Genomic DNA, 24,291 nt, shown 5'->3' on the forward strand with positions numbered 1-24,291 from the left:
ACGACTCCCGAGGAGGCCCGACATGTCCGACAAACTGATCATTTTCGACACCACGCTGCGTGACGGCGAGCAATCGCCCGGCGCGTCGATGACGAAGGAAGAGAAGATCCGCATCGCCAGGCAACTCGAACGGATGAAAGTCGACGTGATCGAAGCGGGCTTCGCGGCCAGCTCGAACGGCGACTTCGACGCGATCCATACGATCGCCGGCCTCGTGAAGGACAGCACGATCTGCTCGCTTGCGCGTGCGAACGACAAGGACATACAGAAGGCCGCCGACGCACTGAAGCCGGCCGATCATTTCCGCATCCACACGTTCATCGCAACCTCGCCACTGCACATGGAGAAGAAGCTGCGGATGACGCCCGAACAGGTATTCGAGCAAGCCAAGCTTGCGGTGCGTTTTGCGCGCAAGTTCACCGATGACGTCGAATTCTCGCCGGAAGACGGCAGCCGCTCGGATTTGGACTTCCTGTGCCGCGTGCTGGAAGCGGTGATCGCCGAGGGCGCGACCACGATCAACATCGCGGACACCGTCGGCTATGGCGTGCCGGAACTCTATGGCCAACTCGTGAAGACGCTGCGCGAGCGCATTCCCAACTCGCACAAGGCGGTGTTCTCCGTGCATTGCCATAATGACCTCGGCATGGCGGTCGCGAATTCGCTCGCCGGCGTGCAGATTGGCGGCGCGCGCCAGGTCGAATGCACGATCAACGGTCTCGGCGAGCGCGCGGGCAATACGTCGCTCGAAGAAATCGTGATGGCGGTGAAGACCCGCAAGGATTACTTCGGACTCGACGTCGGCCTCGACACGACTCAGATCGTGCCGGCCTCGAAGCTCGTGTCGCAGATTACTGGCTTCGTCGTGCAGCCGAACAAGGCCGTGGTCGGCGCGAACGCTTTCGCGCACGCGTCGGGCATCCATCAGGATGGCGTGCTGAAGGCGCGCGATACCTACGAAATCATGCGCGCGGAAGACGTGGGTTGGGCCGCGAACAAGATCGTGCTCGGCAAGCTGTCGGGCCGCAATGCGTTCAAACAGCGTCTGCAGGAGCTTGGCATCGCGCTCGACAGCGAAGCCGAACTGAACACCGCATTCGCGCGCTTCAAGGAACTCGCCGATCGCAAGGCGGAGATCTTCGACGAAGACATCATCGCCATCGTCAACGAGGAATCGGCGGAAGCGCACGAGAAGGAGCACTACAAGTTTCTGTCGATGTCGCAGCATTCCGAAACCGGCGAGCAGCCGCACGCGAAGGTCGTGTTCTCGGTAGAGGGTAAAGAGATCACCGGCGAAGCGCGCGGCAACGGACCGGTCGACGCCACCCTCAACGCGATCGAAACGGAAGTGGGCAGCGGCTCCGAACTGCTGCTGTACTCGGTTAACGCGATCACGACCGGCACGCAGGCGCAGGGCGAAGTGACCGTGCGGTTGTCGAAGAGCGGGCGCATCGTCAACGGCACGGGCACTGATCCGGATATCGTCGCGGCATCCGCGAAGGCATATTTTTCGGCGCTCAACAAGCTGTATTCGAATGCGGACAAGGTGAATCCGCAGCGCTCGGAGTAACGCGAGCATGGCGCGCCGGTAGCGCGCAATCGCTTGTGGATCGGAGGAGAAGCCCCGTGGTGCTCGGCACACGGGGCTTTTTTCTGCCGTCATCGCGCAGTTGCGGCGGCGCGATATGACGAAACTACTCCGCCGTCGTGCGCCGCAGCGACCAGCCGCGCGTTGCGCGGGCCTGCTCGCGGACCTGAAATCTGACGTCGACGGTAATCCCGCGGCGAGGCGCATCGGCGACGAACGCGTCCAGCAGTTCGCGCACGTCGTGATCGACGAAATCGGCGCGTGTCGCATCGACGATGACGGTGGCGCCATCCGGAATCTGCTGCAGATAGTGCTTGAGCGGCACCTTGCCGAGAAACGACACGTCCTTGCGAAACGACAGCAGGTAGTGATCGCCATGCTGCGCGAGCACGATCGGGCCGCGCAGGTTTGCGTACAGCGCGAACAGCATGCTGCACAGGATGCCGAGCACGATACCGATCAGCAGATCGGTGACGAGCACACCGACGACTGTCACGATAAATGGTGCGAACGGCGCGAATCCCTGCCGCGCGAGCCCGGCGAACAACGACGGCTTGGCGAGTTTGAACCCGGTGAAGATCAGGATCGCGGCAAGGCAGGCGAGCGGGATCAGGTTGATCACGCTCGTGAGTGCGAACACGCTAACGAGAAGCAACACGCCGTGAACGATCGCCGAGAGTCGGCTTTTTGCGCCGGCATGGACGTTCGCGGAGCTACGCACGATCACCGCGGTGATCGGCAGGCCGCCGATCGCACCCGCGATCAGATTACCCACGCCCTGCGCCTTCAGCTCGCGATCGGGAGGCGCGCGGCGGCGCTCCGGATCGATTTGTTCGACCGCTTCGAGGCTCAGTAGCGTTTCGAGACTTGCGAGGATGGCGATCGTGATCGCAACGCGCCATATGTCGGGATTGATGAGCTGAGCGAACCGTGGGCCGAAGTCGGCCGACGCGAGCACGGCCTGCAGTGCCGCGAACGATTCCAGCGACGGCAACGCGACCCGCCGTTCGGCGGACGGTGCCAATGATGGCGCGACGAGATTGAGGGCGAGCGTCGCGCCGATGCCGAGCAGCACCACCGCGAGCGGCGCGGGCATGATGCGCACGACAGCGAAGCGGCGCAGCGCGCGCGTTTCCCAGCCGGCGAGGATCGCGAGCGACAGCAGTGTGATCAGCACGGCGGTCAGTGAGATTGGGCCGAGCGGCGTTGCGACCGCCGCCGCCGACTGGATGGAGTCGGCGGTGCCGGATAGCCCCAGCGCAACGGGCAACTGCTTGAGGATCAACAGCACGCCGATGGCGGCGAGCATCCCCTTGATCACCGGCGACGGCACGTAGGCGGCGAACCGGCCGGCCTTGAGCATGCCGAAGGCGAACTGGATGACGCCCGACAGCAGTACGGCCAGGAGGAAAGCGGAAAAGCCGCCAAGCCGTGCGATGCCGTCGACGACGATCACGACGAGGCCCGCGGCCGGCCCGCTCACGCTCAGACGCGAGCCGCTCAGCGCGGCAACCACGAGCCCGCCAATGATGCCGGACACCAGTCCGGCAAACGGGTCGACGCCCGATGCGTGAGCAATGCCGAGGCATAGCGGCAGGGCCACCAGAAAAACGGCCGTTCCGGCGAGCACGTCGCTCTGGAGCGCGGAAAAAGAGGTTTGATTATCCATGGTGTCGAAGAGCGAGAGGTGGGACGACGGGCGACGTGCTTCGCTAGGCCGCGCTGTGCGCGGCGGTCGTACAGGTCATCGCGTCGTCGGCGGTATAGCCGGAGGTGAGAACCTTGATGCGCCCGTCGTCGAGCGCAAAGATCCAGCCGTGCACGAGCGGAGCCGGCTCAGCCTCGTGCACGATCGGGCTCGCCCGAAGCTGCCGCACCTGTTCGAGCACGTTCAGCTCGGCGAGGCGATTGACGCGATCCGGCACAGTCGCCGCGCCGTCCAGCTCCGAGTGATGCGTTTTGGCGAGTGCGCAGAGCGGCGCGATACGGCGGTTCACATGGGGAAGCGCGGGGTCCGGCGGCAGCAGCGCGGCGCGCACGCCGCCGCAGCCATAGTGGCCGCAGACGATCACATGGCCGACCTTGAGCACCCGCACTGCGTATTCAAGGACGCTCGCGACGTTGTCGTCGCCGGGATGAAACAGGTTGGCGATGTTGCGATGGACGAAGAGATCGCCGGGCTCGCAATGCGTGATCGTTTCGGCGGGCACGCGGCTGTCCGCGCAGCCGATCCACAGAATGTGCGGATTCTGTCCGCGCATCAGGTCGCGAAAAAATGCCGGATTACGCGTCGCGGTTTCATGGGCCCACGCGACGTTGGCGACCAGCAGGTGTTTGGGTCGGTTCATCGTAGCAACTCCGTATGAGAGGCAATTGAGCTGGCACCGAACCGAAACCGCGTCTGCACGTGATTGCGAGCCGGTGCCCGAACGGCGTTTACAATAACCTTTCCTTCGCAAAATTATTGACGTAAACAGGATAAAATTCTGCTTTATGCTTAAGCAATAAAAAAGCCGCCTATCGAAGGCGGCTTTTTTGAGATTTGGTGCTTCTTCCGAAGAGGGCGCTCAGTGCTTAGAACAGATTGCGGCGGTCGGGGTCGTGCAGCGGGTCGGGGGTCTTCTGCGTGAGGCGCAAGATGCCCTGGTCATCGAAGTAGAAGTTGTACAACATGTACCAGACGTTGTCTTCGAGATAGCGATAGGTCCAGACTTCGCGCCTCATCATCGGGAAGTACGACGTTTCGACCGGGCGGCCGAAGTTCACCAGCACGTCGCCACGCGTCCATTTGCCGATCTCGGCGCGGTAGAACTCGTTGGGCTGCAGCACCTGGCGCATGTTGATGATCTTGCCGGCCGCGTCGATGTCGGCGGCGGTGGTGGTTTCGCCCATTGGTTGGGTCGGCCACATCAGACGCTTGCCGCCGTCGGGCAGATCATAGGTTTCGCGCGGCGGGCCGAGGCGCGCGATGACCGTCGATGCGTCCGCTCCCGGTTGATACTGCTGCCACGGCTGGGCGCAGCCGGCGAGCGCGAGCACGCTCAGGCACACGAGCGCGGCGCGGCGCAGACTGGCGCCGGCCGGGGCTGTGATAGCAGCCGCCGTGGGGTGGTGGCGGTTCGGCATGTATTCCTCCGATGGCGTTTGAATAGCGGTTCTTATCATCGAAACGCACTATTTTGACACGCGCTGTGGCGAAAGAACGGCATTGCCTGAACGTGCGTCGCCACCAAACGGTAACGGATGCGCCGGCTTGCCTATTCCGTGCGCGTCATCCTATGATCCGCGCTTCGAAGATTCAGGCGGGACAACCATGACGGCGATGTGGCGAGGGGCGGCGGCGGTTGCGCTGACGGCGATTTCGATGGCGGCGGCGGGAGTTGGCGTGGCTGAGGCGGCGAATCCGGCGTCGACGGGCGCGAGTCAGGCGTCCGCGCAGGGGACCGTTCCGGCCACCGGCAAGCCGGGGAGCCGCGCGGCCACGCTGGCGGCAAGCCCGGCCGGTAATCACGCAAGCAAGTCCGCGAGCCTGCCGGCCGGCAAACTCACCGGCAAGCCAATCCAGCTCGCGCTGATCGAAGGCATGTCCGGCCCGTTCGCGAACGCGGGCGCGGCGGTCGAGCGCAATCTGCGTTTCGGTATCGAGCAGGTCAACGCGCACGGCGGCGTGGAGCTCGCGGACGGCGCGCATCCGTTCGAACTCGTCGTGCTCGACAGCAAGGGCAGCACGGAGGAAGCGCTGACGCAATTGCGCGCGGCCGCGGATCGCCATATCGGCTACATCCTGCAGGGCAATAGCTCGGCGGTCGCCGCGGCGCTGATCGGCGCGATCGAGAAGCAGAACAGCCGCGAGCCGGACAACCGCGAACTGTTCCTCAACTACTCCGCCGACGACCCCGCGCTCACCAACGCGGACTGCAGCTTCTGGCACTTCCGCTTCGACGCGCACGCCGGCATGCGGATGGCCGCGCTCGCCGAGGTGATCGAGCGCGACAAGGCGATGAAAAAGGTGTACCTGCTGAACCAGGATTACAGCTTCGGACACGACGTGAGCAGCCTCGCGCGTTCGACGCTCGCGGCGAAGCGTCCCGACATCGCGGTGGTCGGCGACGAATTTCACCCGATCGGCCGCGTGAAGGATTTCGCGCCGTACATCGCGAAGATCCGCGCGAGCGGCGCGGACGCCGTGATCACCGGCAACTGGGGCAACGACCTGACGCTGCTCGTGAAGGCGGCGCGCGAGCAGGGCCTCGACACGAAGTTCTACACGTTCTACGGCAACAGCCTCGGCGCGCCGGCCGCGCTTGGCGAAGCAGGCGTGGGTCGCGTGATCGCGGTGGCCGAGTGGCATCCGAATGTCGGTGGCGCGGCCTCCGACGCGTGGTACGCGGCGTTCCGCGCGCGCTTTCCGGCCGCCCAGGACGACTATCCGGTGCTGCGCATGCCACTGATGATCGAAACGCTCGCCGCCGCGATGAGCCGCGCCGGCGGCGCCGATCCGACGGCGGTCGCGAAAGCGCTCGAGGGCATCCGCTTCGACAACGGTATTCACGCATCGTGGATGCGCGCCGATGACCATCAGCTGATCCAGCCCCTCTACGTGATGCAGATGGACAAAGCCGGCACACCCGGCGTGCATTTCGATAACGAAGGGTCGGGCTATGGCTTTCGCACGGTGCTGGCGCTACCAGCCGAGCGCACACTATTGCCGACGGTCTGCCGGATGCGGCGCCCCTGAGCGCCCGCGAGCGACACTCGATCCAGCCTTGCTGGCCCGGGGTTCGCGGCCGGAATCGGCTGTGCTACAATACGCGTCCCGTTGTTGGGCTGGGTTCTGATTCAGTTAATTCAGCCACGAACGGGACTCAGTAAATTGTGAAACGGGTATCCCACGGCACGGCCTTTCTTCCGTGACCGCCTGTCCAGTTATCAAGGAAATTGACATGTCCGCAGTTGAAGCAAGCAAGAAGTCCGAAGTCGTCGCGCAATTCGCACGCGCAGCCAACGACACCGGCTCCCCCGAAGTTCAGGTCGCGCTGCTCACGACCCGTATCAACGAACTGACCTCCCACTTCAAGGAGCACACGAAGGATCACCACAGCCGCCGCGGTCTGCTGCGCATGGTGAGCCGCCGTCGCAAGCTGCTCGACTACCTGAAGGGTAAGGACGCGGATCGTTACCGCAGCCTGATCGAGAAGCTGGGTCTGCGTAAGTAATCGGCCAGTCGTTCAGCAAGATGCCTGTGTCAGTTTCGCTGATACAGGCATTTTGTTTTTGCGCGGCGCGCTTCGTGTAACGCGCACCGCCTGTGATCCTCGGCGTATGCCGGTTCGCGCGGCGTCTACGGGCAAGCGCAGTAGGAGTAGCAGAACAGCAGTAGAAGAAGCAGTAACAGGAAACAAGGCCGGGCTTCAGGGCGGAGTTTTGTGTCATTCCAGCGGTTCGCGCGCAGTCGCAGCACGTGACTCTCTGGAATGGCATAGCACGACTCTTCCCATGCGGCGCCGGCTTGGCGTTGCCGCGCCGCTCCGGTCCGCGCGGCATTACGATGAGGAAAAGCAATGACTATGTTCAATAAGATCGTCAAAGAGTTTAAGTGGGGGCAGCACAACGTTCGCCTCGAAACCGGTGAAATCGCTCGCCAGGCGGGCGGCGCGGTGATCGTCGACGTCGAAGATACCGTGGTGCTCGCCACCGTGGTCGGCGCGAAGACCGCGAAGCCGGGCCAGGACTTCTTCCCGCTCACCGTCGATTACATCGAAAAGACCTACGCCGCCGGCAAGATCCCGGGCGGCTTCTTCCGCCGCGAAGGCCGTCCGTCGGAAGGCGAGACGCTGATCTCGCGCCTGATCGACCGTCCGCTGCGTCCGCTCTTCCCGGAAGGCTTCTACAACGAAGTGCAGGTCGTGATTCACGTGCTGTCGCTGAATCCGGAAATCCCCGCCGACATCCCTGCGCTGATCGGCGCCTCGGCGGCGCTCGCGGTGTCCGGTCTGCCGTTCAACGGCCCGGTCGGCGCGGCGCGCGTGGCCTACATCAACAACGAATACGTGCTGAACCCGACGCGTCCGCAGATGAAGGAATCGGCGCTCGACCTCGTCGTCGCCGGCACGGAACGCGCGGTGCTGATGGTCGAATCGGAAGCGCAGCAATTGAGCGAAGAAGTGATGCTCGGTGCCGTCGTGTTCGGTCATGAACAGATGCAGACCGCGATCGACGCGATCCACGAACTAGTCCGCGAAGGCGGCAAGCCCGAGTGGGACTGGCAGCCGGCCGCGAAGAACGAAGCGCTGATTGCGCGCGTGACCGAATTTGCGCAAGCCGAACTGCTCGCCGCGTACCAGATCCGCGACAAGCAGGCTCGCTCGACCAAGCTGAAGGAAGTCTACGCGGCGACCTCGGCAAAGCTCGAGGAAGAAGCGGCGGCAGCGGGCACCGTGGCGGCCGACAAGGCATCGGTCGGCAACGTGCTGTTCGACATCGAAGCGAAGATCGTCCGTACGCAGATCCTGAACGGCGAGCCGCGTATCGACGGGCGCGACACGCGCACCGTGCGTCCGATCGAAATCCGCACCGGCGTGCTGCCGCGTACCCACGGCTCGGCGCTGTTCACGCGCGGCGAGACGCAGGCGATGGTGGTCGCGACGCTCGGCACGAAGGGCGACGAGCAAAACATCGACGCGCTCGAAGGCGAGTATCGCGAACGCTTCATGCTCCACTACAACATGCCTCCGTTCGCGACCGGCGAAACAGGTCGCGTCGGTTCGCCGAAGCGCCGTGAAATCGGTCACGGCCGTCTCGCCAAGCGCGCGCTCGTCGCGTGCCTGCCGAGCGCCGACGAATTCGGCTACTCGATCCGCGTCGTGTCGGAAATCACCGAGTCGAACGGTTCGTCGTCGATGGCTTCGGTGTGCGGCGGCTGCCTCGCGCTGATGGACGCCGGCGTGCCGATGAAGGCGCACGTCGCCGGTATCGCGATGGGCCTGATCCTCGAAGGTAATCGCTTCGCGGTGTTGACCGACATCCTCGGCGACGAAGATCACCTGGGCGACATGGACTTCAAGGTCGCGGGTACGGAACAAGGCGTGACCGCGCTGCAGATGGACATCAAGATTCAGGGCATCACGAAGGAAATCATGCAGGTCGCGCTCGCGCAGGCGAAGGAAGGCCGCATGCACATCCTCGGCAAGATGACCTCGGCCGTGGCCGGCGCGAACACCCAACTGTCGGAGTTCGCACCGCGCATGATCACGATCAAGATCAACCCGGAAAAGATTCGCGACGTGATCGGCAAGGGCGGCTCGGTGATCCGCGCGCTCACCGAAGAAACCGGCACGACGATCGACATTTCTGATGACGGCGTCGTCACGATCGCGAGCACGAACAGCGAAGGCATGGCCGAAGCGAAGCGTCGTATCGAAGCGATCACGATGGAAGTCGAAGTGGGCCAGGTGTACGAAGGCACCGTGCTCAAGCTGCTCGACTTCGGCGCGATCGTGAACATCCTGCCGGGTAAGGATGGTCTGCTGCATATCTCCGAGATCGCGAACGAGCGCATCAAGGACATCAACGACTATCTGAAGGATGGCCAGCAGGTGAAGGTCAAGGTCATCCAGACGGACGAGAAGGGTCGTGTGCGTCTGTCGGCGAAGGCATTGCTGAACGACGCGGAGCAAGGCGAGCCGACGCCGCAGTAAGGCGGTAGCGGACAAACGGCCGGCCGTGTCATGCGCGCCGGCCGTTTTTCATGCAGGATGGATTGCGTTGCGCATTCGAATCGCAGCGCGGCGCTACGGCAGACGGCAGCAACGGGTAGGTAACGCAATCCAATCTTGGAGTTGACGCAGATGAAAGCGATCGAAATCACTGAATTCGGTGCGCCGGAAGTCCTCAAGCTGGCGGAGCGTCCGACGCCGCAGCTCAAGGCTGGCGAGGTGCTGATCAAGGTGGCGGCATCCGGCATCAATCGTCCGGACGTGTTTCAGCGCAAGGGCAGCTATGCGCCGCCGCCGGGAGCGTCGGATCTGCCGGGGCTGGAGGTGGCGGGCGAGATCGTCGGCGGCACGATCGACGCGAAGAACAACCCGTTCGGTCTGAAGATCGGCGATCGCGTGTGTGCGCTGCTCGCGGGCGGCGGCTACGCGGAATTTGCGGCCGCGCCACTGCTGCAATGCCTGCCGGTGCCGGCGGGGTTGTCGGATATCGAAGCGGCTTCGCTGCCTGAGACTTTTTTCACGGTGTGGAGCAACGTCTTCAATCGCGCGCAGCTCGGCCAGGGCGAGGGCGGTGCGAATGAAACGCTGCTCGTGCAAGGTGGTTCGAGCGGCATCGGCGTGACGGCGATCCAGATTGCGCACGCGCTCGGCTTCCGTGTGTTCGCGACCGCGGGCTCGGACGAAAAGTGCCGCGCGTGCGAAGCGCTCGGCGCCGAACGCGCGATCAACTACAAGACTGAAGATTTCGTCGAAGTCATCAAGTCGCTGACCAACGATCGCGGCATGGACGTGATCCTCGACATGGTGGCAGGCAGCTACGTGCCGCGCGAATTGTCGGCTCTCGCCGACGGTGGCCGTATCGTACTAATTGCGCTGCTCGGCGGCGCGAAGGCGGAGCTGAACCTGAACGAAGTGTTGCGGCGCCGTCTGACGGTTACCGGTTCGACACTGCGACCACGGCCGATCGAGTTCAAGGCGCAGATCGCCGCGCAACTGAAGGAGCGCGTGTGGCCGCATCTCGAAGCTGGGCGCATCAAGCCGGTCGTACATCGCGTGTTTCCGGCCGCCCAGGCTGCTGACGCGCATGCGCTGATGGAAAGCGGCACGCACGTCGGCAAGATCGTGTTGACGTGGGGTCAGGAGGCTTGACATCATCGGTTTGACCCGATCCACCCCACGCAGTAAAATTGCGCGTTTTGCGCGCGCCGGATCAATCCGACGGGCGGGCCGCGAGCGCAGGAACAAACTGCAGCGAGGCGCGAGCGAAGTCCGCCGGCAGAGTAGGCCGGACTGGCAAGACAGGACAATACGAGACGATGTCGAATCAACAACGAGCCAAACTGGTAGTCGGTAACTGGAAGATGCATGGGCGGCTCGCCGCGAACGCCGCGTTGTTGCAGGCAGTGGCACAGGGCGCCAGTGAACTGCCGGCCGACGTGCGCGTCGGTGTATGCGTGCCGAGCCTCTATCTCGGGCAGACTCAGTCGCTGCTCGAAGGCAGCCCGGTCGTGTGGGGCGTGCAGGACGTGTCCGCGTTCACGCATGGCGCCTATACCGGCGAAGTGGCTGCGCCGATGGTGACGGACTTCGGCGCCACGTTTGCGATCGTCGGGCACTCGGAGCGCCGCGCGTATCACCGCGAAAGCGCCGAACTGGTCGCGGTGAAAACGCAGCGTGTGCTCGAGGCGGGTTTGACGCCGATCGTGTGCGTCGGCGAAACGCTCGAAGAACGCGAAGCTGGTTGGACCGAGCAGGTCGTCGGCGGTCAGCTCGACGAGGTGCTCGCGAAGCTGTCGGCTCAGGAACCGGCTCGCCTCGTCGTCGCGTATGAGCCGGTGTGGGCAATTGGCACCGGCAAGAGCGCATCGGCGGCACAGGCGCAGGCCGTGCATGGATTCCTGCGCGCACGTCTCACGGCCAAGGGTGCGGCGGATGTGCCGTTGCTATACGGTGGCAGCGTTAAGCCGGACAACGCGGAAGAACTGTTCCGTCAGCTCGATATCGACGGCGGCCTGATCGGCGGCGCGTCGTTGAAAGATCAGGATTTCCTTGCGATCTGCAAGGCGGCCGCCGCGACCAGTGTGGCTGGTTAGGCTGGGCGTCGCGGCGAGGATGGCTCCATTTCGCGCAACACACAGTGTGCGGCGCGGTTAAATAAAGACTCAGGTGAGTGTGATGCTGTATTTGAAAACATTGATTATCGTCGTTCAGTTGTTGTCGGCGTTCGGGGTCATCGGACTTGTGTTGCTGCAGCACGGCAAAGGTGCCGATATGGGCGCGGCTTTCGGCAGTGGCGCGTCGGGTAGCCTGTTCGGTGCGACAGGTTCGGCGAACTTCCTGTCGCGTACCACGGCAGTGCTCGCAGCGCTGTTCTTTGCCACGACACTGGCACTCACTTACCTTGGTGCGTATCACGTGAAGCCGTCGGCAGGCGTGCTGGGCGCGGCAGCTACTGCGCCGGTCGCGGCTTCTGCGCCGGCTGCGGGCTCGGCCCCGGTGGCGGCATCGCCTGCAGCGCCGGCATCGCCTGCGTCGGTTCCGGCGACGGGCGTGCCGAAATAAATTTTCGGCGGACGTGGTCTTGTGCGTTGAACAATCTGCTTAAACAAGTTACAATTCAAATCTTGAAGCGATTCGCGGGTTTTACAAGTTGTTTTCCCGGATTGCATATAAGTGCCGACGTGGTGAAATTGGTAGACACGCTATCTTGAGGGGGTAGTGGCGAAAGCTGTGCGAGTTCGAGTCTCGCCGTCGGCACCAAATGTTATCTAAATGCCAGCCGTTTGCTTCGCTTCGGCTGGCATTTTCGCTTCTGGCGAATGGCCGTACGGCTTACGTCATGCGCGTTGAGGAAGTGATTTCGCGTCAGGGATGCTATGCTCCTGACGGCACTCAGAACCAACCGATTGAGGATTGTCTTGAACCTCGCAGCCTATTTCCCCGTTTTGCTGTTCCTTATTGTGGGCACCGGTTTAGGCGTAGCACTGGTCAGTATTGGCAAGCTCCTCGGTCCCAACAAGCCCGACACCGAGAAAAACGCACCGTACGAGTGCGGCTTCGAAGCATTCGAAGATGCGCGCATGAAATTCGACGTGCGCTACTACCTCGTCGCCATTCTCTTCATCATTTTCGACCTTGAGACCGCGTTCCTGTTCCCGTGGGGCGTTGCGTTGCGTGACATCGGCTGGGCTGGGTTCACGGCAATGATGATTTTCCTGCTCGAATTCCTGCTTGGCTTTGCCTACATCTGGAAGAAGGGCGGCCTCGACTGGGAATGATGGATTAATCGCCGGTTTGCGTGGGTGGCCAGGCTTGCCGCCCCGTCTGGAGTGGAAAGCAAATGAGTATCGAAGGGGTCTTGAAAGAAGGGTTTGTCACCACTACGGCGGACAAACTGATCAACTGGACGCGCACCGGCTCGCTGTGGCCGATGACGTTCGGTCTTGCGTGCTGCGCGGTCGAGATGATGCATGCGGGCGCTGCCCGTTATGATCTCGACCGTTTCGGCGTGGTGTTTCGTCCGAGTCCGCGTCAGTCGGACGTGATGATCGTAGCCGGCACGCTGTGCAACAAGATGGCGCCCGCTCTGCGCAAGGTTTACGACCAGATGGCGGAGCCGCGGTGGGTGATCTCGATGGGCTCATGCGCGAACGGCGGTGGCTATTATCACTACTCGTACTCGGTGGTGCGCGGCTGCGACCGGATCGTCCCGGTCGACGTGTACGTGCCGGGTTGTCCGCCCACCGCGGAAGCGCTGGTATACGGCGTGATCCAGCTGCAAGCCAAGATTCGCCGCACCAACACCATCGCCCGTCAATAAGGCCAACGCCTCCCCACAATATGGCAAGCAAACTCGAGACCCTGAAAGCGAACCTCGAGGCGGCCTTTGGCGGCCTCCTGTTGAGCGCGACCGAGTCGGTCGGTGAATTGACGATCGTCGTCAAGGCCGGCGACTACCTCAACGTGGCAAAGCGTCTGCGCGACGATCGCTCGCTCGGTTTCGAGCAGTGTGTCGACCTGTGCGGCGTCGATTACCAGACCTATGCCGAAGGCGCTTACGACGGCCCGCGTTTTGCGGCAGTGCTGCATCTGCTGTCGGTACAAAACAACTGGCGTCTGCGTCTGCGCGTGTTCGCGCCGGACGACGACATGCCGATCCTGCCGTCCGTCGTCGATATCTGGAATTCGGTCAACTGGTACGAGCGCGAAGCGTTCGACCTGTACGGCATCGTCTTCGAAGGTCACCCGGACCTGCGCCGCATTCTGACCGACTACGGTTTCATCGGTCATCCGTTCCGCAAGGATTTCCCGGTCTCCGGCTACGTCGAGATGCGTTACGACCCGGAAGAAAAGCGCGTCGTTTATCAGCCGGTGACGATCGAGCCGCGGGAAATCACGCCGCGCGTGATCCGCGAGGATCACTATGGCGGTCTGAAACACTAAGAGAACGTCATGGCAGAGATCAAGAACTACACGCTCAACTTTGGTCCGCAGCACCCGGCAGCGCACGGTGTGTTGCGTCTCGTGCTCGAACTCGACGGCGAAGTGATCCAACGCGCCGATCCGCACATCGGTCTGCTGCATCGCGCGACTGAAAAGCTCGCCGAAAGCAAGACGTTCATCCAGTCGGTGCCATACATGGACCGTCTCGACTACGTGTCGATGATGGCCAACGAGCACGGCTACGTGCTCGCCATTGAAAAGCTGCTCGGCATCGACGTGCCGCTGCGCGCGCAATACATTCGTGTGCTATTCGACGAAGTCACGCGCGTGTTGAATCACCTGATGTGGATTGGCTCGCACGCGCTCGACGTCGGTGCGATGGCGGTGTTCCTGTATGCGTTCCGCGAGCGCGAAGACCTGATGGACGTGTACGAGGCGGTGTCGGGCGCGCGCATGCACGCGGCCTACTATCGTCCGGGCGGCGTCTATCGCGATCTGCCTGACGCAATGCCGCAATACAAGGCGTCGAAGATTCGCAATGCGAAGGCGTTGTCGAAGATGAACGAAAACCGTCAGGGTTCGCTGCTCGACTTCATCGACGACTTCTTTACGCGCTTCCCGAAGTGCGTCGACGAATACGAAACGCTGCTCACCGACAACCGGATCTGGAAGCAGCGTCTGGTTGGTATCGGCGTGGTCAGCCCGGAGCGCGCGCTGCAGCTCGGCATGACCGGCGCGATGCTGCGTGGCTCGGGCATCGAGTGGGATCTGCGCAAGAAGCAGCCGTATGAGGTTTATGACAAGCTCGACTTCGACATTCCGGTCGGCGTGAATGGTGACTGCTATGACCGCTATCTGGTGCGCGTCGAAGAAATGCGTCAGTCCACGCGTATCGCGAAACAGTGCATTGAGTGGTTGCGCAAAAATCCCGGCCCGGTGATGACGGACAATCACAAGGTTGCGCCGCCGTCGCGCGTCGGCATGAAGTCGAACATGGAAGATCTGATCCATCACTTCAAGCTGTTCACCGAAGGCTTCCACGTACCGGAAGGCGAGGCGTACGCCGCAGTCGAACATCCGAAGGGCGAGTTCGGCATCTATCTGATCTCGGACGGCGCCAACAAGCCGTATCGCCTGAAGATTCGCGCACCGGGCTATGCGCACTTGTCTACGCTCGATGAAATGGCGCGCGGTCACATGATCGCCGACGCAGTAACGATCATCGGCACGCAGGACATCGTGTTCGGCGAAATAGATCGCTAGGACGTATTCATCGACGCGTGTCTGCGGTCATCGCACCGCCAGCGCGTCAAGTAAAGGAACGCCGGGTCTGTCGCAGTATGACGTCAGCGACGGGTTTTCGTTCGGTAGGAATTGAAAGAGTCGTGTCTGAAAATGATCTCAGCTGAAGGCCTGAAAGAAATCGATCGTGCGGTCGCAAAGTACCCCGCCGATCAGAAACAGTCCGCCGTGATGTCGGCGTTGGCCACTGCTCAAACGGAGCATGGCTGGCTGTCGCCCGAACTCATGCAGTTCGTCGCGGATTATCTCGGCATGCCGGCAATCGCCGTGCAGGAGGTAGCGACCTTCTACACGATGTATGAGACCTCGCCCGTCGGCAAGTTCAAGATCACGCTCTGTACGAACCTGCCGTGCCAGCTCGGCCCGGACGGCGGTTCCGAAAGCGCCGCTGAATACCTGAAGCAGAAGCTCGGCATCGACTTCGGCGAAACCACGCCCGATGGCAAATTCACGCTGAAAGAAGGTGAATGCATGGGTTCGTGCGGCGACGCGCCGGTGATGCTGGTGAACAACCAACGCATGTGCAGCTTCATGAGCCGCGAGAAGATCGACCAGCTGCTCGAGGAACTTTCGAAATGACGTCTTTACACGATCGTCACATCAAACCGCTGATTCTCGCCGGATTGAACGGCGACAACTGGCATCTCGAAGACTATTTGGCTCGCGGCGGTTACGCCCAGCTGCGCCGCATCCTGGAAGAAAAGATCGCGCCCGAGCAGGTGATCGCCGACGTCAAGGCGTCGGGCCTGCGCGGCCGCGGCGGCGCGGGCTTCCCGACTGGTCTGAAGTGGAGCTTCATGCCGCGTCAGTTCCCGGGCCAGAAGTACCTCGTCTGTAATTCGGACGAGGGCGAGCCGGGTACGTTCAAGGACCGCGACATTCTGCGCTTCAATCCGCATTCGCTGATCGAAGGTATGGTGATCGGCGCGTACGCGATGGGCATCACGGTCGGCTACAACTATGTTCACGGCGAAATCTGGGAAGTCTATAAGCGCTTCGAAGAAGCGTTGGAAGAAGCTCGCCGCGCCGGGTTCCTCGGCGACAACATCATGGGCTCTGGCTTCTCGTTTCAGCTACATGCGCATCACGGTTACGGCGCGTACATCTGTGGCGAAGAAACCGCGCTGCTCGAATCGATCGAGGGCAAGAAGGGTCAGCCGCGCTTCAAGCCGCCATTCCCGGCGAGCTTTGGCGTGTACGGCAAGCCGACCACGATCAACAACACCGAAACGTTCGCGGCGGTGCCGTTCCTGCTCGCCATCGGCCCGCAGAATTACCTTGAAATCGGCAAGCCGAACAACGGCGGCACGAAGATTTTCTCGGTGTCGGGCGACGTCGAGCGTCCGGGCAATTACGAAATTCCGCTCGGCACGCCGTTCGCGACGCTGATGGAACTCGCCGGCGGCATGCGCGGCGGCAAGAAGATCAAGGCTGTGATTCCCGGTGGTTCGTCGGCGCCGGTGATTCCGGGCGAGATGATGATGCATACCGACATGGACTACGACTCTATCGCGAAGGCCGGCTCGATGCTCGGCTCGGGCGCGGTAATCGTGATGGACGAGACGCGCTGCATGGTGCGCTCGCTGCTGCGCCTGTCCTACTTCTATTACGAAGAGTCGTGCGGTCAATGCACGCCTTGCCGTGAAGGCACGGGCTGGCTGTATCGCGTCGTGCATCGTATCGAGCATGGTCTCGGTCGCCAGGAAGATCTGGATCTGCTGAACTCCGTCGCGGAAAACATCATGGGCCGCACGATCTGCGCGCTAGGCGATGCGGCCGCTATGCCGGTTCGGGGCATGCTCAAGCACTACTGGGACGAATTCGAATATCACGTCGCCCACAAGCATTGCCTTGTCGGCGCTCATGCCGGCACGGCGGCGCCCGAAACAGTGGCTGCGTGACGGTGGCTGCCTGAGCCGGCCCGACAGGTTCGGCTGACGGATAACTACCAGACGAACACCTCAACCGCAGGATTCATCGCCCGAAGCGGGCGATGAACAGGCGAACGATTGAGCGGTAACAGGTTAAGGAAGATTGACCATCATGGTTGAACTGGAAATAGACGGCAAGAAAGTCGAGGTGCCTGAAGGCAGCATGGTGATTCAGGCTGCGCATAAGGTCGACACCTACATTCCTCACTTCTGCTATCACAAGAAGCTGTCGATTGCGGCCAACTGCCGGATGTGTCTGGTCGATGTCGAGAAGATGCCGAAGGCCGTGCCCGCATGCGCGACCCCGGTGTCGGCCGGCATGATCGTGCGCACCAAGTCGGACAAGGCGGTGAAGGGCCAGCAAGCCGTGATGGAATTCCTGCTGATCAACCATCCGCTTGACTGCCCGATCTGCGACCAGGGCGGCGAATGCCAGTTGCAGGATCTGGCCGTTGGTTACGGCAAGTCGTCGTCGCGCTATAGCGAAGAAAAGCGCGTGGTGTTCCACAAGAACGTGGGTCCGCTGATCTCGATGGAAGAGATGTCGCGCTGCATTCACTGCACGCGTTGCGTTCGCTTCGGCCAGGAAATCGCCGGCGTGATGGAACTCGGCATGCTGGGCCGCGGCGAGCATGCGGAAATCACGTCGTTCGTCGGCAAGACGGTCGACTCCGAGCTGTCGGGCAATATGATCGACCTGTGCCCGGTCGGCGCGCTTACGAGCAAGCCGTTCCGCTACAGCGCCCGTACATGGGAGCTGTCGCGTCGCAAGTCGGTGAGCCCGCACGATTCCGTCGGTGCGAACCTCATCGTGCAGGTGAAGAACAATCGCGTGATGCGCGTTCTGCCGTTCGAAAACGAAGCGATCAACGAGTGCTGGATCTCGGACAAGGACCGCTTCTCGTACGAAGGCCTGAACAGCCCCGAGCGTCTTACCAAACCGATGCTCAAGCAAGGCGGCCAGTGGGTCGAAACCGACTGGCAGACCGCGCTCGAATACGTGGTCAAGGGTCTGAAGGGCATCAAGAGTGACCACGGTGCGAACGCGCTTGCCGCCCTGTCGAGCGCGCACAGCACCGTCGAAGAACTGTTCCTGTTGAAGCAGATCGCGCAAGCGGTCGGCACGCCGAACGTCGACTTCCGTCTGCGTCAGTCGGATTTCTCGGCGCCCATTACTGGCGCGCCGTGGCTCGGCGGCACGATCGCCGATCTGTCGAACGTTGATGCGGCGCTCGTGATCGGCTCGGATCTGCGCCGTGACCATCCGCTGTTCGCCGCGCGTTTGCGCCTGGTCGCACGAGGCGGTTCGGCACTTACGCTGCTCCAGGCCACCAACGACGACGCGATGATCCCTCAGGCGCAACGCGTGGTCGCGGCGCCGTCGGCATGGCTCGAGGTGTTGGCAGGCATCGCCGGCGCGGTGGGCGAAACGAAGGGCGTTGCGCTGCCGGAAGCATTCGCGGGCACGCAGCCGACGGACGCGCACCAGCAGATAGCGAAATCGCTGACTACCGGCGAGCGCCGCGTCGTGCTGCTTGGTAACGAAGCGGTTTGTCATCCGGACTTCGCGGCGATCCACGCCGCGGCGCAATGGATTGCCGAGGCAACCGGTGCAACGCTCGGTTTCCTGACCGAAGCGGCCAATACGGTCGGCGCGCACCTTGTGAACGCGCTGCCGGGCGAAGGCGGTCTGAACGCGCGCGAAGTGTTCGAGCAGCCGCGCAAGGGCTATCTGCTGTTGAATCTCGAGCCGGAATTCGACACGGCCAATCCGGCGCAGGCGCTTGCCGCGCTGAAGCAGGCCGAGATGGTCGTCGTGATGTCGCCGTTCCAGGCCGGCGCCGACTATGCCGACGTGCTGCTGCCGATCGCGCCGTTCACGGAAACGGGCGGCGCGTTCGTCAACGCCGAAGGTACGGTGCAGGCGTTTAACGGCGTCGTGCGTCCGCTCGGCGACACGCGTCCCGCGTGGAAGGTGTTGCGCGTGCTGGGCAGCCTGCTCGGTGCGTCGGGCCTCGAATACGACACGGTCGAAGAAGTGCGCGCGGCCGCGCTCGGCGACGGCGAACTGAGTTCGCGTCTGTCGAACCGGACCGGCGTCGCGGTGACGCGTGGCCAGGCCGCGAAGGCGGCGGAAGGCAAGTTCGAGCGTCTCGCGAACGTGCCGATCTATCATGCCGATGCGCTCGTGCGTCGCGCGGAGTCGCTGCATCTGACCGTGGCGGCCCGTACGGCGAATTCGGTCGGCCTGCCGGCTGCGTTGTTCGACAAACTGGGTTTGAAAGAGGGCGACGCGGTGCGCGTTCGTCAGGGCGAGCAAGCGGTGCAGTTGCCGGCCGTGCGCGACGCGAATCTTGCGGAGACGGTCGTCCGCGTATCGGCGGCTACGCCTGCCGGTGCAGCGCTGGGCAGCCTGTTCGGTGAACTGGTGGTGGAGAAGGCGTAAATGAGCTTGTTCGATACGATCAACTCGGGCGGCGCCCAACTTCTCGGTGTGGCATGGCCTACGGTGTGGGCGCTCGTGCGCATCCTGGTGGTGGCCGTCGCGATCCTGCTGTGCGTCGCTTACCTGATCCTGTGGGAGCGCAAGCTGATCGGCTGGATGCATGTGCGTCTCGGTCCGAACCGCGTCGGTCCCGCCGGGCTCTTGCAGCCGATCGCCGACGTGCTGAAACTGTTGCTGAAGGAAGTGATCCAGCCCGCCCAGGCAAGCCGCTGGATCTACGTGATCGCGCCGATCATGGTGGTGGTGCCGGCCTTCGCGGTCTGGGCGGTGATTCCTTTCCAGGCGGGCGCGGTGCTCGGTGACATCAACGCGGGTCTGCTATACGCGATGGCGATCTCGTCGATCGGCGTGTATGGCGTGATTCTGGCCGGCTGGGCGTCGAACTCGAAGTACGCGTTCCTCGGCGCGATGCGCGCCGCCGCGCAGATGGTCTCGTACGAAATCTCGATGGGCTTCGCGCTGGTGGTCGTGCTGATGACGGCCGGCACGCTGAACCTGTCTGGCATCGTCGGCTCGCAGGAGCAGGGCTTCTTCGCCTCGCACGGCCTGAACTTCCTCTCCTGGAACTGGCTGCCACTGCTGCCGATGTTCGTCGTGTACTTCATCTCGGGCATCGCCGAAACGAACCGCCACCCGTTCGACGTGGTGGAGGGCGAATCGGAAATCGTCGCGGGCCACATGATCGATTACTCGGGTATGGCGTTCGCGCTGTTCTTCCTCGCCGAGTACATCAACATGATCGTGATCTCGGCATTGGCTGCAACACTGTTCCTCGGCGGCTGGAGCGCCCCGTTCGGGTTCCTGTCGTTCATCCCGGGCATCGTCTGGCTCGTCGCCAAGGTTTTCTTCCTGTTGTCGGTGTTCATCTGGGCGCGCGCCACGTTCCCGCGCTATCGCTATGACCAGATCATGCGTCTGGGCTGGAAGGTTTTCATTCCGGTCTGCGTGGTGTGGCTCGTGGTGGTCGGCTTCTGGATCATGTCGCCGTTGAACATCTGGAAATAAAGGGCGGACGAACCTATGACCGCAATCCAAAACTTCTTCAAGACTTTCTTCCTCACGGAACTGCTGAAAGGCCTCGCGCTGACCGGACGCTACGCGTTCCAGCGCAAGGTCACCGTGCAGTTCCCTGAAGAGAAGACCCCGATCTCGCCGCGTTTCCGCGGTCTGCATGCGCTGCGCCGCTATGAAAACGGCGAAGAGCGCTGCATCGCGTGCAAGCTGTGCGAAGCAGTGTGTCCGGCGCTCGCGATCACAATCGAATCGGAAACGCGCGCGGACAACACGCGCCGCACGACGCGCTACGACATCGACCTGACCAAGTGCATCTTCTGCGGTTTCTGCGAAGAAAGCTGCCCGGTCGACTCGATCGTCGAGACGCACATTCTCGAGTATCACGGCGAGAAGCGCGGTGACCTTTACTTCACGAAGGACATGCTGCTGGCCGTTGGCGACCGCTACGAAGTAGAAATCGCCGCCAACAAGGCAGCCGACGCACCGTATCGTTGAAGCGCTTTCCCGCTTGCAACAATTGCGGCAGTAAAAGCAGTAACACGGCCTGCTGTCGGGCCGACCGCCGCGGCCTGAACGCCGCGGCACGGTGCACCTGTGTGGCGGTTCTGGCGGTTTCGTCCGCTTTTGCCAGCCACGGGTGCCAAAGAACAATGCCTGACGATGGCCTAACGATGAACCGGTAATCATGGAATTCACGACCGTACTGTTCTACATCTTCGCGCTGCTCCTGGTGGTTTCAGGGCTGAAGGTGATCACCTCGCGCAACCCGGTATCGTCCGCACTGTTTCTGGTGCTGGCGTTCTTCAACGCAGCCGCGATCTGGATGCTGCTGGAGGCCGAGTTCCTCGCGATTCTGCTGGTGCTGGTCTACGTCGGCGCGGTGATGGTGCTGTTCCTGTTCGTCGTGATGATGCTGGACGTCAATCTCGACGTGCTGCGCAAGGACTTCAAACGCTTCGTGCCGATGGCCTCGGCGGTGGGCGCGATCATCGTGATCGAAACCGCGCTGATCCTGTGGCACGGCTACGGCGCGACCACCACGGCGCTGCACGACACGGCCGCGGCCGCCGCTGGCATGGGCGACTGGTCGAACACGCGCCTGATCGGCAAGGTCATCTATACCGACTACATCTTCGCGTTCGAAATTGCCGGTCTGATCCTGCTGGTTGCCATCATCGCGGCGATCGCGCTGACCACGAGCCACAAGAAGGACAGCAAGCGTCAGAACGTCAGCGCACAGGTCAAGGTGCGCGCACAGGACCGCGTGCGCGTTGTGAAGATGCCGTCAGAGAAAACCGCGGCGACTCTCGCGGCGGAACAAGCGGCTGCCGCGGCAGCTGCAGCAGCAGCCGACTCGGCGCCGGCCAAGAACAGCTGAGCGGACAGGAGATAGAAATCATGTTGACCCTTGCCCATTACCTTGTCCTCGGCGCGATCCTGTTTGCGATCAGCATCGTCGGCATTTTCCTGAACCGCCGCAACGTCATCATCATCCTGATGGCGATCGAACTGATGCTGCTCGCGGTGAACACCAATTTCGTCGCGTTCTCGCACTACCTGGGCGACGTGCATGGCCAGATTTTCGTCTTCTTCGTGCTGACCGTTGCGGCAGCCGAAGCGGCGATCGGTCTCGCAATTCTGGTGACCCTGTTCCGTAGTCTCGACACGATCAATGTCGAGGATCTCGATCAGCTCAAAGGTTAATTTCAGGAAAAGCGGTTATGTCCACGATACTCAATGAAAACCTGCTGTTGGCAATTCCGCTGGCACCGCTCGCCGGTTCCCTGATTGCGGGGCTGTTCGGCAAGGCGATAGGGCGGGCGGGTGCGCATTCGGTCACGATCCTCGGCGTCGCGGTTTCGTTCATCCTGTCGGTCATCGTCTTTTTGCAGGTGATGGATGGCGCGAGCTTCAACGCGACCGTTTATCAATGGATGTCGATCGGCAAGACGCAGCTCGAAGTCGGTTTCCTGGTCGACTCGCTGACCGCGATGATGATCTGTGTGGTGAACTTCGTCTCGCTGATGGTGCACATCTACACGATCGGCTACATGGCCGACGACGACGGCTATCAGCGCTTCTTTTCGTACATCTCGCTGTTCACGTTCTCGATGCTGATGCTCGTGATGAGCAACAACTTCCTGCAGCTGTTCTTCGGCTGGGAAGCGGTGGGTCTCGTTTCGTACTTGCTGATCGGTTTCTACTTCAAGCGTGAGAGCGCGATCTACGCGAACATGAAGGCGTTCATCGTGAACCGCGTCGGCGACTTCGGTTTCCTGCTCGGCATCGGTTTGCTGTTCGCGTTCGCCGGTTCGATGAACTACGGCGAAGTTTTCGCGAAGCGTACCGAACTCGCGGCGCTGAACTTCCCGGGTACCGACTGGGGCCTGCTGACGGTGGCTTGCATCTGCCTGTTCATCGGCGCGATGGGTAAGTCGGCTCAGTTCCCGCTGCACGTGTGGCTGCCGGACTCGATGGAAGGCCCGACGCCGATCTCCGCGCTGATTCACGCGGCGACCATGGTGACGGCCGGGATCTTCATGGTCACACGCATGTCGCCGCTCTTCGAACTGTCGGATACGGCGCTGTCGTTCGTCATGGTCATCGGTGCGATTACCGCGCTGTTCATGGGTTTCCTCGGGATCGTCCAGAACGACATCAAGCGTGTGGTCGCATATTCCACGCTGTCGCAGCTCGGTTACATGACGGTCGCGCTCGGCGCGTCGGCATATTCGGTCGCCGTGTTTCACCTGATGACGCATGCGTTCTTCAAGGCGCTGCTGTTCCTCGGCGCGGGTTCGGTGATCATCGGCATGCATCACGATCAGGACATGCGCAACATGGGCGGCCTGCGCAAGTACATGCCGATTACGTGGATCACATCGCTGATCGGTTCGCTCGCGCTGATCGGCACGCCGTTCTTCTCGGGCTTCTACTCGAAAGACTCGATCATCGACGCTGTGAAGCTGTCGCATCTGCCGGGCTCGGGTTTCGCGTACTTCGCGGTGGTCGCAAGCGTGTTCGTGACCGCGTTGTATTCGTTCCGTATGTATTTCATGGTGTTCCACGGTGAGGAGCGCTTCCGCAATCCGAAGCACCCGGAATCGCCGATGGGCGCAGAAGCAGAGTCGCATGGGCATGACGCGCACGGCCACGACGACCATGGTCATGGTCACGACGACCACGCTCACGAGCCGCACGAAACGCCGTGGGTCGTGTGGGTGCCGCTCGTGCTGCTGGCGATTCCGTCGATCGTGATCGGCGCGATCGGCGTCGGTCCAATGCTGTTCGGCGACTTCTTCCAGCACGGCGTCGCGTTCGACAAGGTGATCTACATCAGCGAGAACCATCCGGCGCTGCATGAGATGACCGAAGAATTCCAGGGCTGGGCATCGATGGGTCTGCACTCGGTGTCGGGCCTGCCTGTATGGCTCGCGCTCGCAGGCGTGGTGGTCGCATGGTTCCTGTATCTGGTCCGTCCGGATCTGCCCGCTGTCATCAAGCGCGCATTCGGCCCGATCTACACGTTGCTCGATAACAAGTACTACATGGACAAGATCAACGAAGTCGTGTTTGCGCGGGGCGCGGTGGCCATTGGCCGGGGTCTGTGGAAGGAAGGCGACGTGGTCGTGATCGACGGCATCGTCAACGGCAGCGCACGCTTTATCGGCTGGTTCGCGAGCGTGATCCGCTTCCTCCAATCCGGCTACATCTACCATTACGCGTTCGCCATGATCATCGGCATGCTGGGGCTCCTGACCCTGTTCGTAACGCTCGGCGGCAAATAAGGCG

General features: G+C 62.2%; 22 protein-coding genes and 1 tRNA gene. 20 read left to right on the top strand and 3 right to left on the bottom strand.

What is annotated here, in order from left to right; all coding sequences use genetic code 11:
• The first annotated feature begins 22 nt into the window (after positions 1 to 22).
• The gene (locus tag HDG39_RS27070) at positions 23 to 1,570 is read left to right on the top strand and encodes a 2-isopropylmalate synthase (RefSeq protein ID WP_184010172.1); all 1,548 of its coding nucleotides are present in this window, start codon (positions 23 to 25) and stop codon (positions 1,568 to 1,570) included.
• A 124-nt stretch (positions 1,571 to 1,694) separates the two neighbouring features.
• Here the strand turns inward: HDG39_RS27070 and HDG39_RS27075 are convergent, their stop codons facing one another.
• From HDG39_RS27075 to HDG39_RS27085, 3 genes are all read right to left on the bottom strand, one after another.
• Positions 1,695 to 3,257, bottom strand: coding sequence for a SulP family inorganic anion transporter (locus tag HDG39_RS27075; protein ID WP_184010174.1), 1,563 nt, complete (start codon positions 3,255 to 3,257; stop codon positions 1,695 to 1,697).
• Positions 3,258 to 3,300: 43 nt separating this feature from the next.
• Complete coding sequence (locus HDG39_RS27080) at positions 3,301 to 3,936, bottom strand: carbonic anhydrase (protein ID WP_184010176.1); 636 nt, start codon at positions 3,934 to 3,936, stop codon at positions 3,301 to 3,303.
• Positions 3,937 to 4,162: 226 nt separating this feature from the next.
• On the bottom strand, positions 4,163 to 4,714 hold the full coding sequence (locus tag HDG39_RS27085) for a hypothetical protein (protein ID WP_184010178.1): 552 nt from the start codon (positions 4,712 to 4,714) through the stop codon (positions 4,163 to 4,165).
• Positions 4,715 to 4,901: 187 nt separating this feature from the next.
• Between HDG39_RS27085 and HDG39_RS27090 the strand changes: the two genes are divergently transcribed.
• The 19 genes from HDG39_RS27090 to nuoL all read left to right on the top strand — a co-directional run bounded on the left by HDG39_RS27090 (position 4,902) and on the right by nuoL (position 24,287).
• Complete coding sequence (locus HDG39_RS27090) at positions 4,902 to 6,326, top strand: branched-chain amino acid ABC transporter substrate-binding protein (RefSeq protein WP_184010180.1); 1,425 nt, start codon at positions 4,902 to 4,904, stop codon at positions 6,324 to 6,326.
• Positions 6,327 to 6,531: 205 nt separating this feature from the next.
• Positions 6,532 to 6,804: a 30S ribosomal protein S15 gene (gene rpsO / locus HDG39_RS27095; protein ID WP_008920609.1), complete on the top strand. Its 273-nt coding sequence runs from the start codon at positions 6,532 to 6,534 to the stop codon at positions 6,802 to 6,804.
• A gap of 345 nt (positions 6,805 to 7,149) precedes the next feature.
• Complete coding sequence (gene pnp, locus HDG39_RS27100; RefSeq protein ID WP_184010182.1) at positions 7,150 to 9,285, top strand: polyribonucleotide nucleotidyltransferase; 2,136 nt, start codon at positions 7,150 to 7,152, stop codon at positions 9,283 to 9,285.
• A 150-nt stretch (positions 9,286 to 9,435) separates the two neighbouring features.
• Entirely contained in the window at positions 9,436 to 10,452 is a 1,017-nt protein-coding gene (locus HDG39_RS27105) for an NAD(P)H-quinone oxidoreductase (RefSeq protein WP_184010184.1), read from the top strand.
• Positions 10,453 to 10,619: 167 nt separating this feature from the next.
• Positions 10,620 to 11,396: a triose-phosphate isomerase gene (gene tpiA, locus HDG39_RS27110; RefSeq protein WP_184010186.1), complete on the top strand. Its 777-nt coding sequence runs from the start codon at positions 10,620 to 10,622 to the stop codon at positions 11,394 to 11,396.
• An 82-nt stretch (positions 11,397 to 11,478) separates the two neighbouring features.
• A complete protein-coding gene (gene secG, locus HDG39_RS27115; RefSeq protein ID WP_184010188.1) occupies positions 11,479 to 11,865 on the top strand; it encodes a preprotein translocase subunit SecG in 387 nt (128 codons plus the stop codon).
• A gap of 113 nt (positions 11,866 to 11,978) precedes the next feature.
• Positions 11,979 to 12,063 (top strand) — tRNA-Leu (locus HDG39_RS27120).
• A gap of 158 nt (positions 12,064 to 12,221) precedes the next feature.
• Positions 12,222 to 12,581 carry an NADH-quinone oxidoreductase subunit A gene (locus tag HDG39_RS27125; protein WP_018420012.1) on the top strand — a complete coding sequence of 120 codons (360 nt, stop codon included), beginning with the start codon at positions 12,222 to 12,224 and terminating at the stop codon, positions 12,579 to 12,581.
• A gap of 62 nt (positions 12,582 to 12,643) precedes the next feature.
• Complete coding sequence (locus HDG39_RS27130; RefSeq protein ID WP_006052903.1) at positions 12,644 to 13,123, top strand: NuoB/complex I 20 kDa subunit family protein; 480 nt, start codon at positions 12,644 to 12,646, stop codon at positions 13,121 to 13,123.
• Between the two features lie 20 nt (positions 13,124 to 13,143).
• A complete protein-coding gene (locus HDG39_RS27135) occupies positions 13,144 to 13,746 on the top strand; it encodes an NADH-quinone oxidoreductase subunit C (RefSeq protein WP_184010190.1) in 603 nt (200 codons plus the stop codon).
• Positions 13,747 to 13,755: 9 nt separating this feature from the next.
• Complete coding sequence (locus HDG39_RS27140; protein ID WP_184010193.1) at positions 13,756 to 15,009, top strand: NADH-quinone oxidoreductase subunit D; 1,254 nt, start codon at positions 13,756 to 13,758, stop codon at positions 15,007 to 15,009.
• Between the two features lie 132 nt (positions 15,010 to 15,141).
• Positions 15,142 to 15,627 (top strand): NADH-quinone oxidoreductase subunit NuoE, encoded by a 486-nt coding sequence (gene nuoE / locus HDG39_RS27145; protein WP_013088938.1) that lies wholly within the window; start codon positions 15,142 to 15,144, stop codon positions 15,625 to 15,627.
• Entirely contained in the window at positions 15,624 to 16,949 is a 1,326-nt protein-coding gene (gene nuoF, locus HDG39_RS27150; protein ID WP_184010196.1) for an NADH-quinone oxidoreductase subunit NuoF, read from the top strand. The genes nuoE and nuoF overlap by 4 nt, the downstream gene beginning before the upstream one ends.
• A 142-nt stretch (positions 16,950 to 17,091) precedes the next feature.
• The gene (nuoG, locus tag HDG39_RS27155) at positions 17,092 to 19,425 is read left to right on the top strand and encodes an NADH-quinone oxidoreductase subunit NuoG (RefSeq protein WP_184010199.1); all 2,334 of its coding nucleotides are present in this window, start codon (positions 17,092 to 17,094) and stop codon (positions 19,423 to 19,425) included.
• A complete protein-coding gene (gene nuoH / locus HDG39_RS27160) occupies positions 19,426 to 20,490 on the top strand; it encodes an NADH-quinone oxidoreductase subunit NuoH (protein WP_018420018.1) in 1,065 nt (354 codons plus the stop codon).
• A gap of 15 nt (positions 20,491 to 20,505) precedes the next feature.
• Positions 20,506 to 20,994 carry an NADH-quinone oxidoreductase subunit NuoI gene (gene nuoI / locus HDG39_RS27165; RefSeq protein ID WP_184010202.1) on the top strand — a complete coding sequence of 163 codons (489 nt, stop codon included), beginning with the start codon at positions 20,506 to 20,508 and terminating at the stop codon, positions 20,992 to 20,994.
• 190 nt (positions 20,995 to 21,184) lie between these two features.
• Positions 21,185 to 21,877 (top strand): NADH-quinone oxidoreductase subunit J, encoded by a 693-nt coding sequence (locus HDG39_RS27170; protein ID WP_184010205.1) that lies wholly within the window; start codon positions 21,185 to 21,187, stop codon positions 21,875 to 21,877.
• Positions 21,878 to 21,897: 20 nt separating this feature from the next.
• The gene (gene nuoK / locus HDG39_RS27175; RefSeq protein ID WP_006052894.1) at positions 21,898 to 22,203 is read left to right on the top strand and encodes an NADH-quinone oxidoreductase subunit NuoK; all 306 of its coding nucleotides are present in this window, start codon (positions 21,898 to 21,900) and stop codon (positions 22,201 to 22,203) included.
• 17 nt (positions 22,204 to 22,220) lie between these two features.
• On the top strand, positions 22,221 to 24,287 hold the full coding sequence (gene nuoL, locus HDG39_RS27180) for an NADH-quinone oxidoreductase subunit L (protein WP_184010208.1): 2,067 nt from the start codon (positions 22,221 to 22,223) through the stop codon (positions 24,285 to 24,287).
• Positions 24,288 to 24,291: the final 4 nt, after the last annotated feature.

Source organism: Paraburkholderia lebeckiae, from assembly GCF_014201005.1.
GTDB classification, from domain to species: Bacteria; Pseudomonadota; Gammaproteobacteria; order Burkholderiales; family Burkholderiaceae; genus Paraburkholderia; species Paraburkholderia tuberum.

Excerpts from the sequence above, each read along its gene's own strand:
- HDG39_RS27070 (WP_184010172.1), top strand. The coding sequence starts at position 23 with ATGTCCGACAAACTGATCATTTTCGACACCACGCTGCGTGACGGCGAG.
- HDG39_RS27075 (WP_184010174.1), bottom strand. The coding sequence starts at position 3,257 with ATGGATAATCAAACCTCTTTTTCCGCGCTCCAGAGCGACGTGCTCGCC.
- HDG39_RS27080 (WP_184010176.1), bottom strand. The coding sequence starts at position 3,936 with ATGAACCGACCCAAACACCTGCTGGTCGCCAACGTCGCGTGGGCCCAT.
- HDG39_RS27085 (WP_184010178.1), bottom strand. The coding sequence starts at position 4,714 with ATGCCGAACCGCCACCACCCCACGGCGGCTGCTATCACAGCCCCGGCC.
- HDG39_RS27090 (WP_184010180.1), top strand. The coding sequence starts at position 4,902 with ATGACGGCGATGTGGCGAGGGGCGGCGGCGGTTGCGCTGACGGCGATT.
- rpsO (WP_008920609.1), top strand. The coding sequence starts at position 6,532 with ATGTCCGCAGTTGAAGCAAGCAAGAAGTCCGAAGTCGTCGCGCAATTC.
- pnp (WP_184010182.1), top strand. The coding sequence starts at position 7,150 with ATGACTATGTTCAATAAGATCGTCAAAGAGTTTAAGTGGGGGCAGCAC.
- HDG39_RS27105 (WP_184010184.1), top strand. The coding sequence starts at position 9,436 with ATGAAAGCGATCGAAATCACTGAATTCGGTGCGCCGGAAGTCCTCAAG.
- tpiA (WP_184010186.1), top strand. The coding sequence starts at position 10,620 with ATGTCGAATCAACAACGAGCCAAACTGGTAGTCGGTAACTGGAAGATG.
- secG (WP_184010188.1), top strand. The coding sequence starts at position 11,479 with ATGCTGTATTTGAAAACATTGATTATCGTCGTTCAGTTGTTGTCGGCG.
- HDG39_RS27130 (WP_006052903.1), top strand. The coding sequence starts at position 12,644 with ATGAGTATCGAAGGGGTCTTGAAAGAAGGGTTTGTCACCACTACGGCG.
- HDG39_RS27135 (WP_184010190.1), top strand. The coding sequence starts at position 13,144 with ATGGCAAGCAAACTCGAGACCCTGAAAGCGAACCTCGAGGCGGCCTTT.
- HDG39_RS27140 (WP_184010193.1), top strand. The coding sequence starts at position 13,756 with ATGGCAGAGATCAAGAACTACACGCTCAACTTTGGTCCGCAGCACCCG.
- nuoE (WP_013088938.1), top strand. The coding sequence starts at position 15,142 with ATGATCTCAGCTGAAGGCCTGAAAGAAATCGATCGTGCGGTCGCAAAG.
- nuoF (WP_184010196.1), top strand. The coding sequence starts at position 15,624 with ATGACGTCTTTACACGATCGTCACATCAAACCGCTGATTCTCGCCGGA.
- nuoG (WP_184010199.1), top strand. The coding sequence starts at position 17,092 with ATGGTTGAACTGGAAATAGACGGCAAGAAAGTCGAGGTGCCTGAAGGC.
- nuoH (WP_018420018.1), top strand. The coding sequence starts at position 19,426 with ATGAGCTTGTTCGATACGATCAACTCGGGCGGCGCCCAACTTCTCGGT.
- nuoI (WP_184010202.1), top strand. The coding sequence starts at position 20,506 with ATGACCGCAATCCAAAACTTCTTCAAGACTTTCTTCCTCACGGAACTG.
- HDG39_RS27170 (WP_184010205.1), top strand. The coding sequence starts at position 21,185 with ATGGAATTCACGACCGTACTGTTCTACATCTTCGCGCTGCTCCTGGTG.
- nuoK (WP_006052894.1), top strand. The coding sequence starts at position 21,898 with ATGTTGACCCTTGCCCATTACCTTGTCCTCGGCGCGATCCTGTTTGCG.
- nuoL (WP_184010208.1), top strand. The coding sequence starts at position 22,221 with ATGTCCACGATACTCAATGAAAACCTGCTGTTGGCAATTCCGCTGGCA.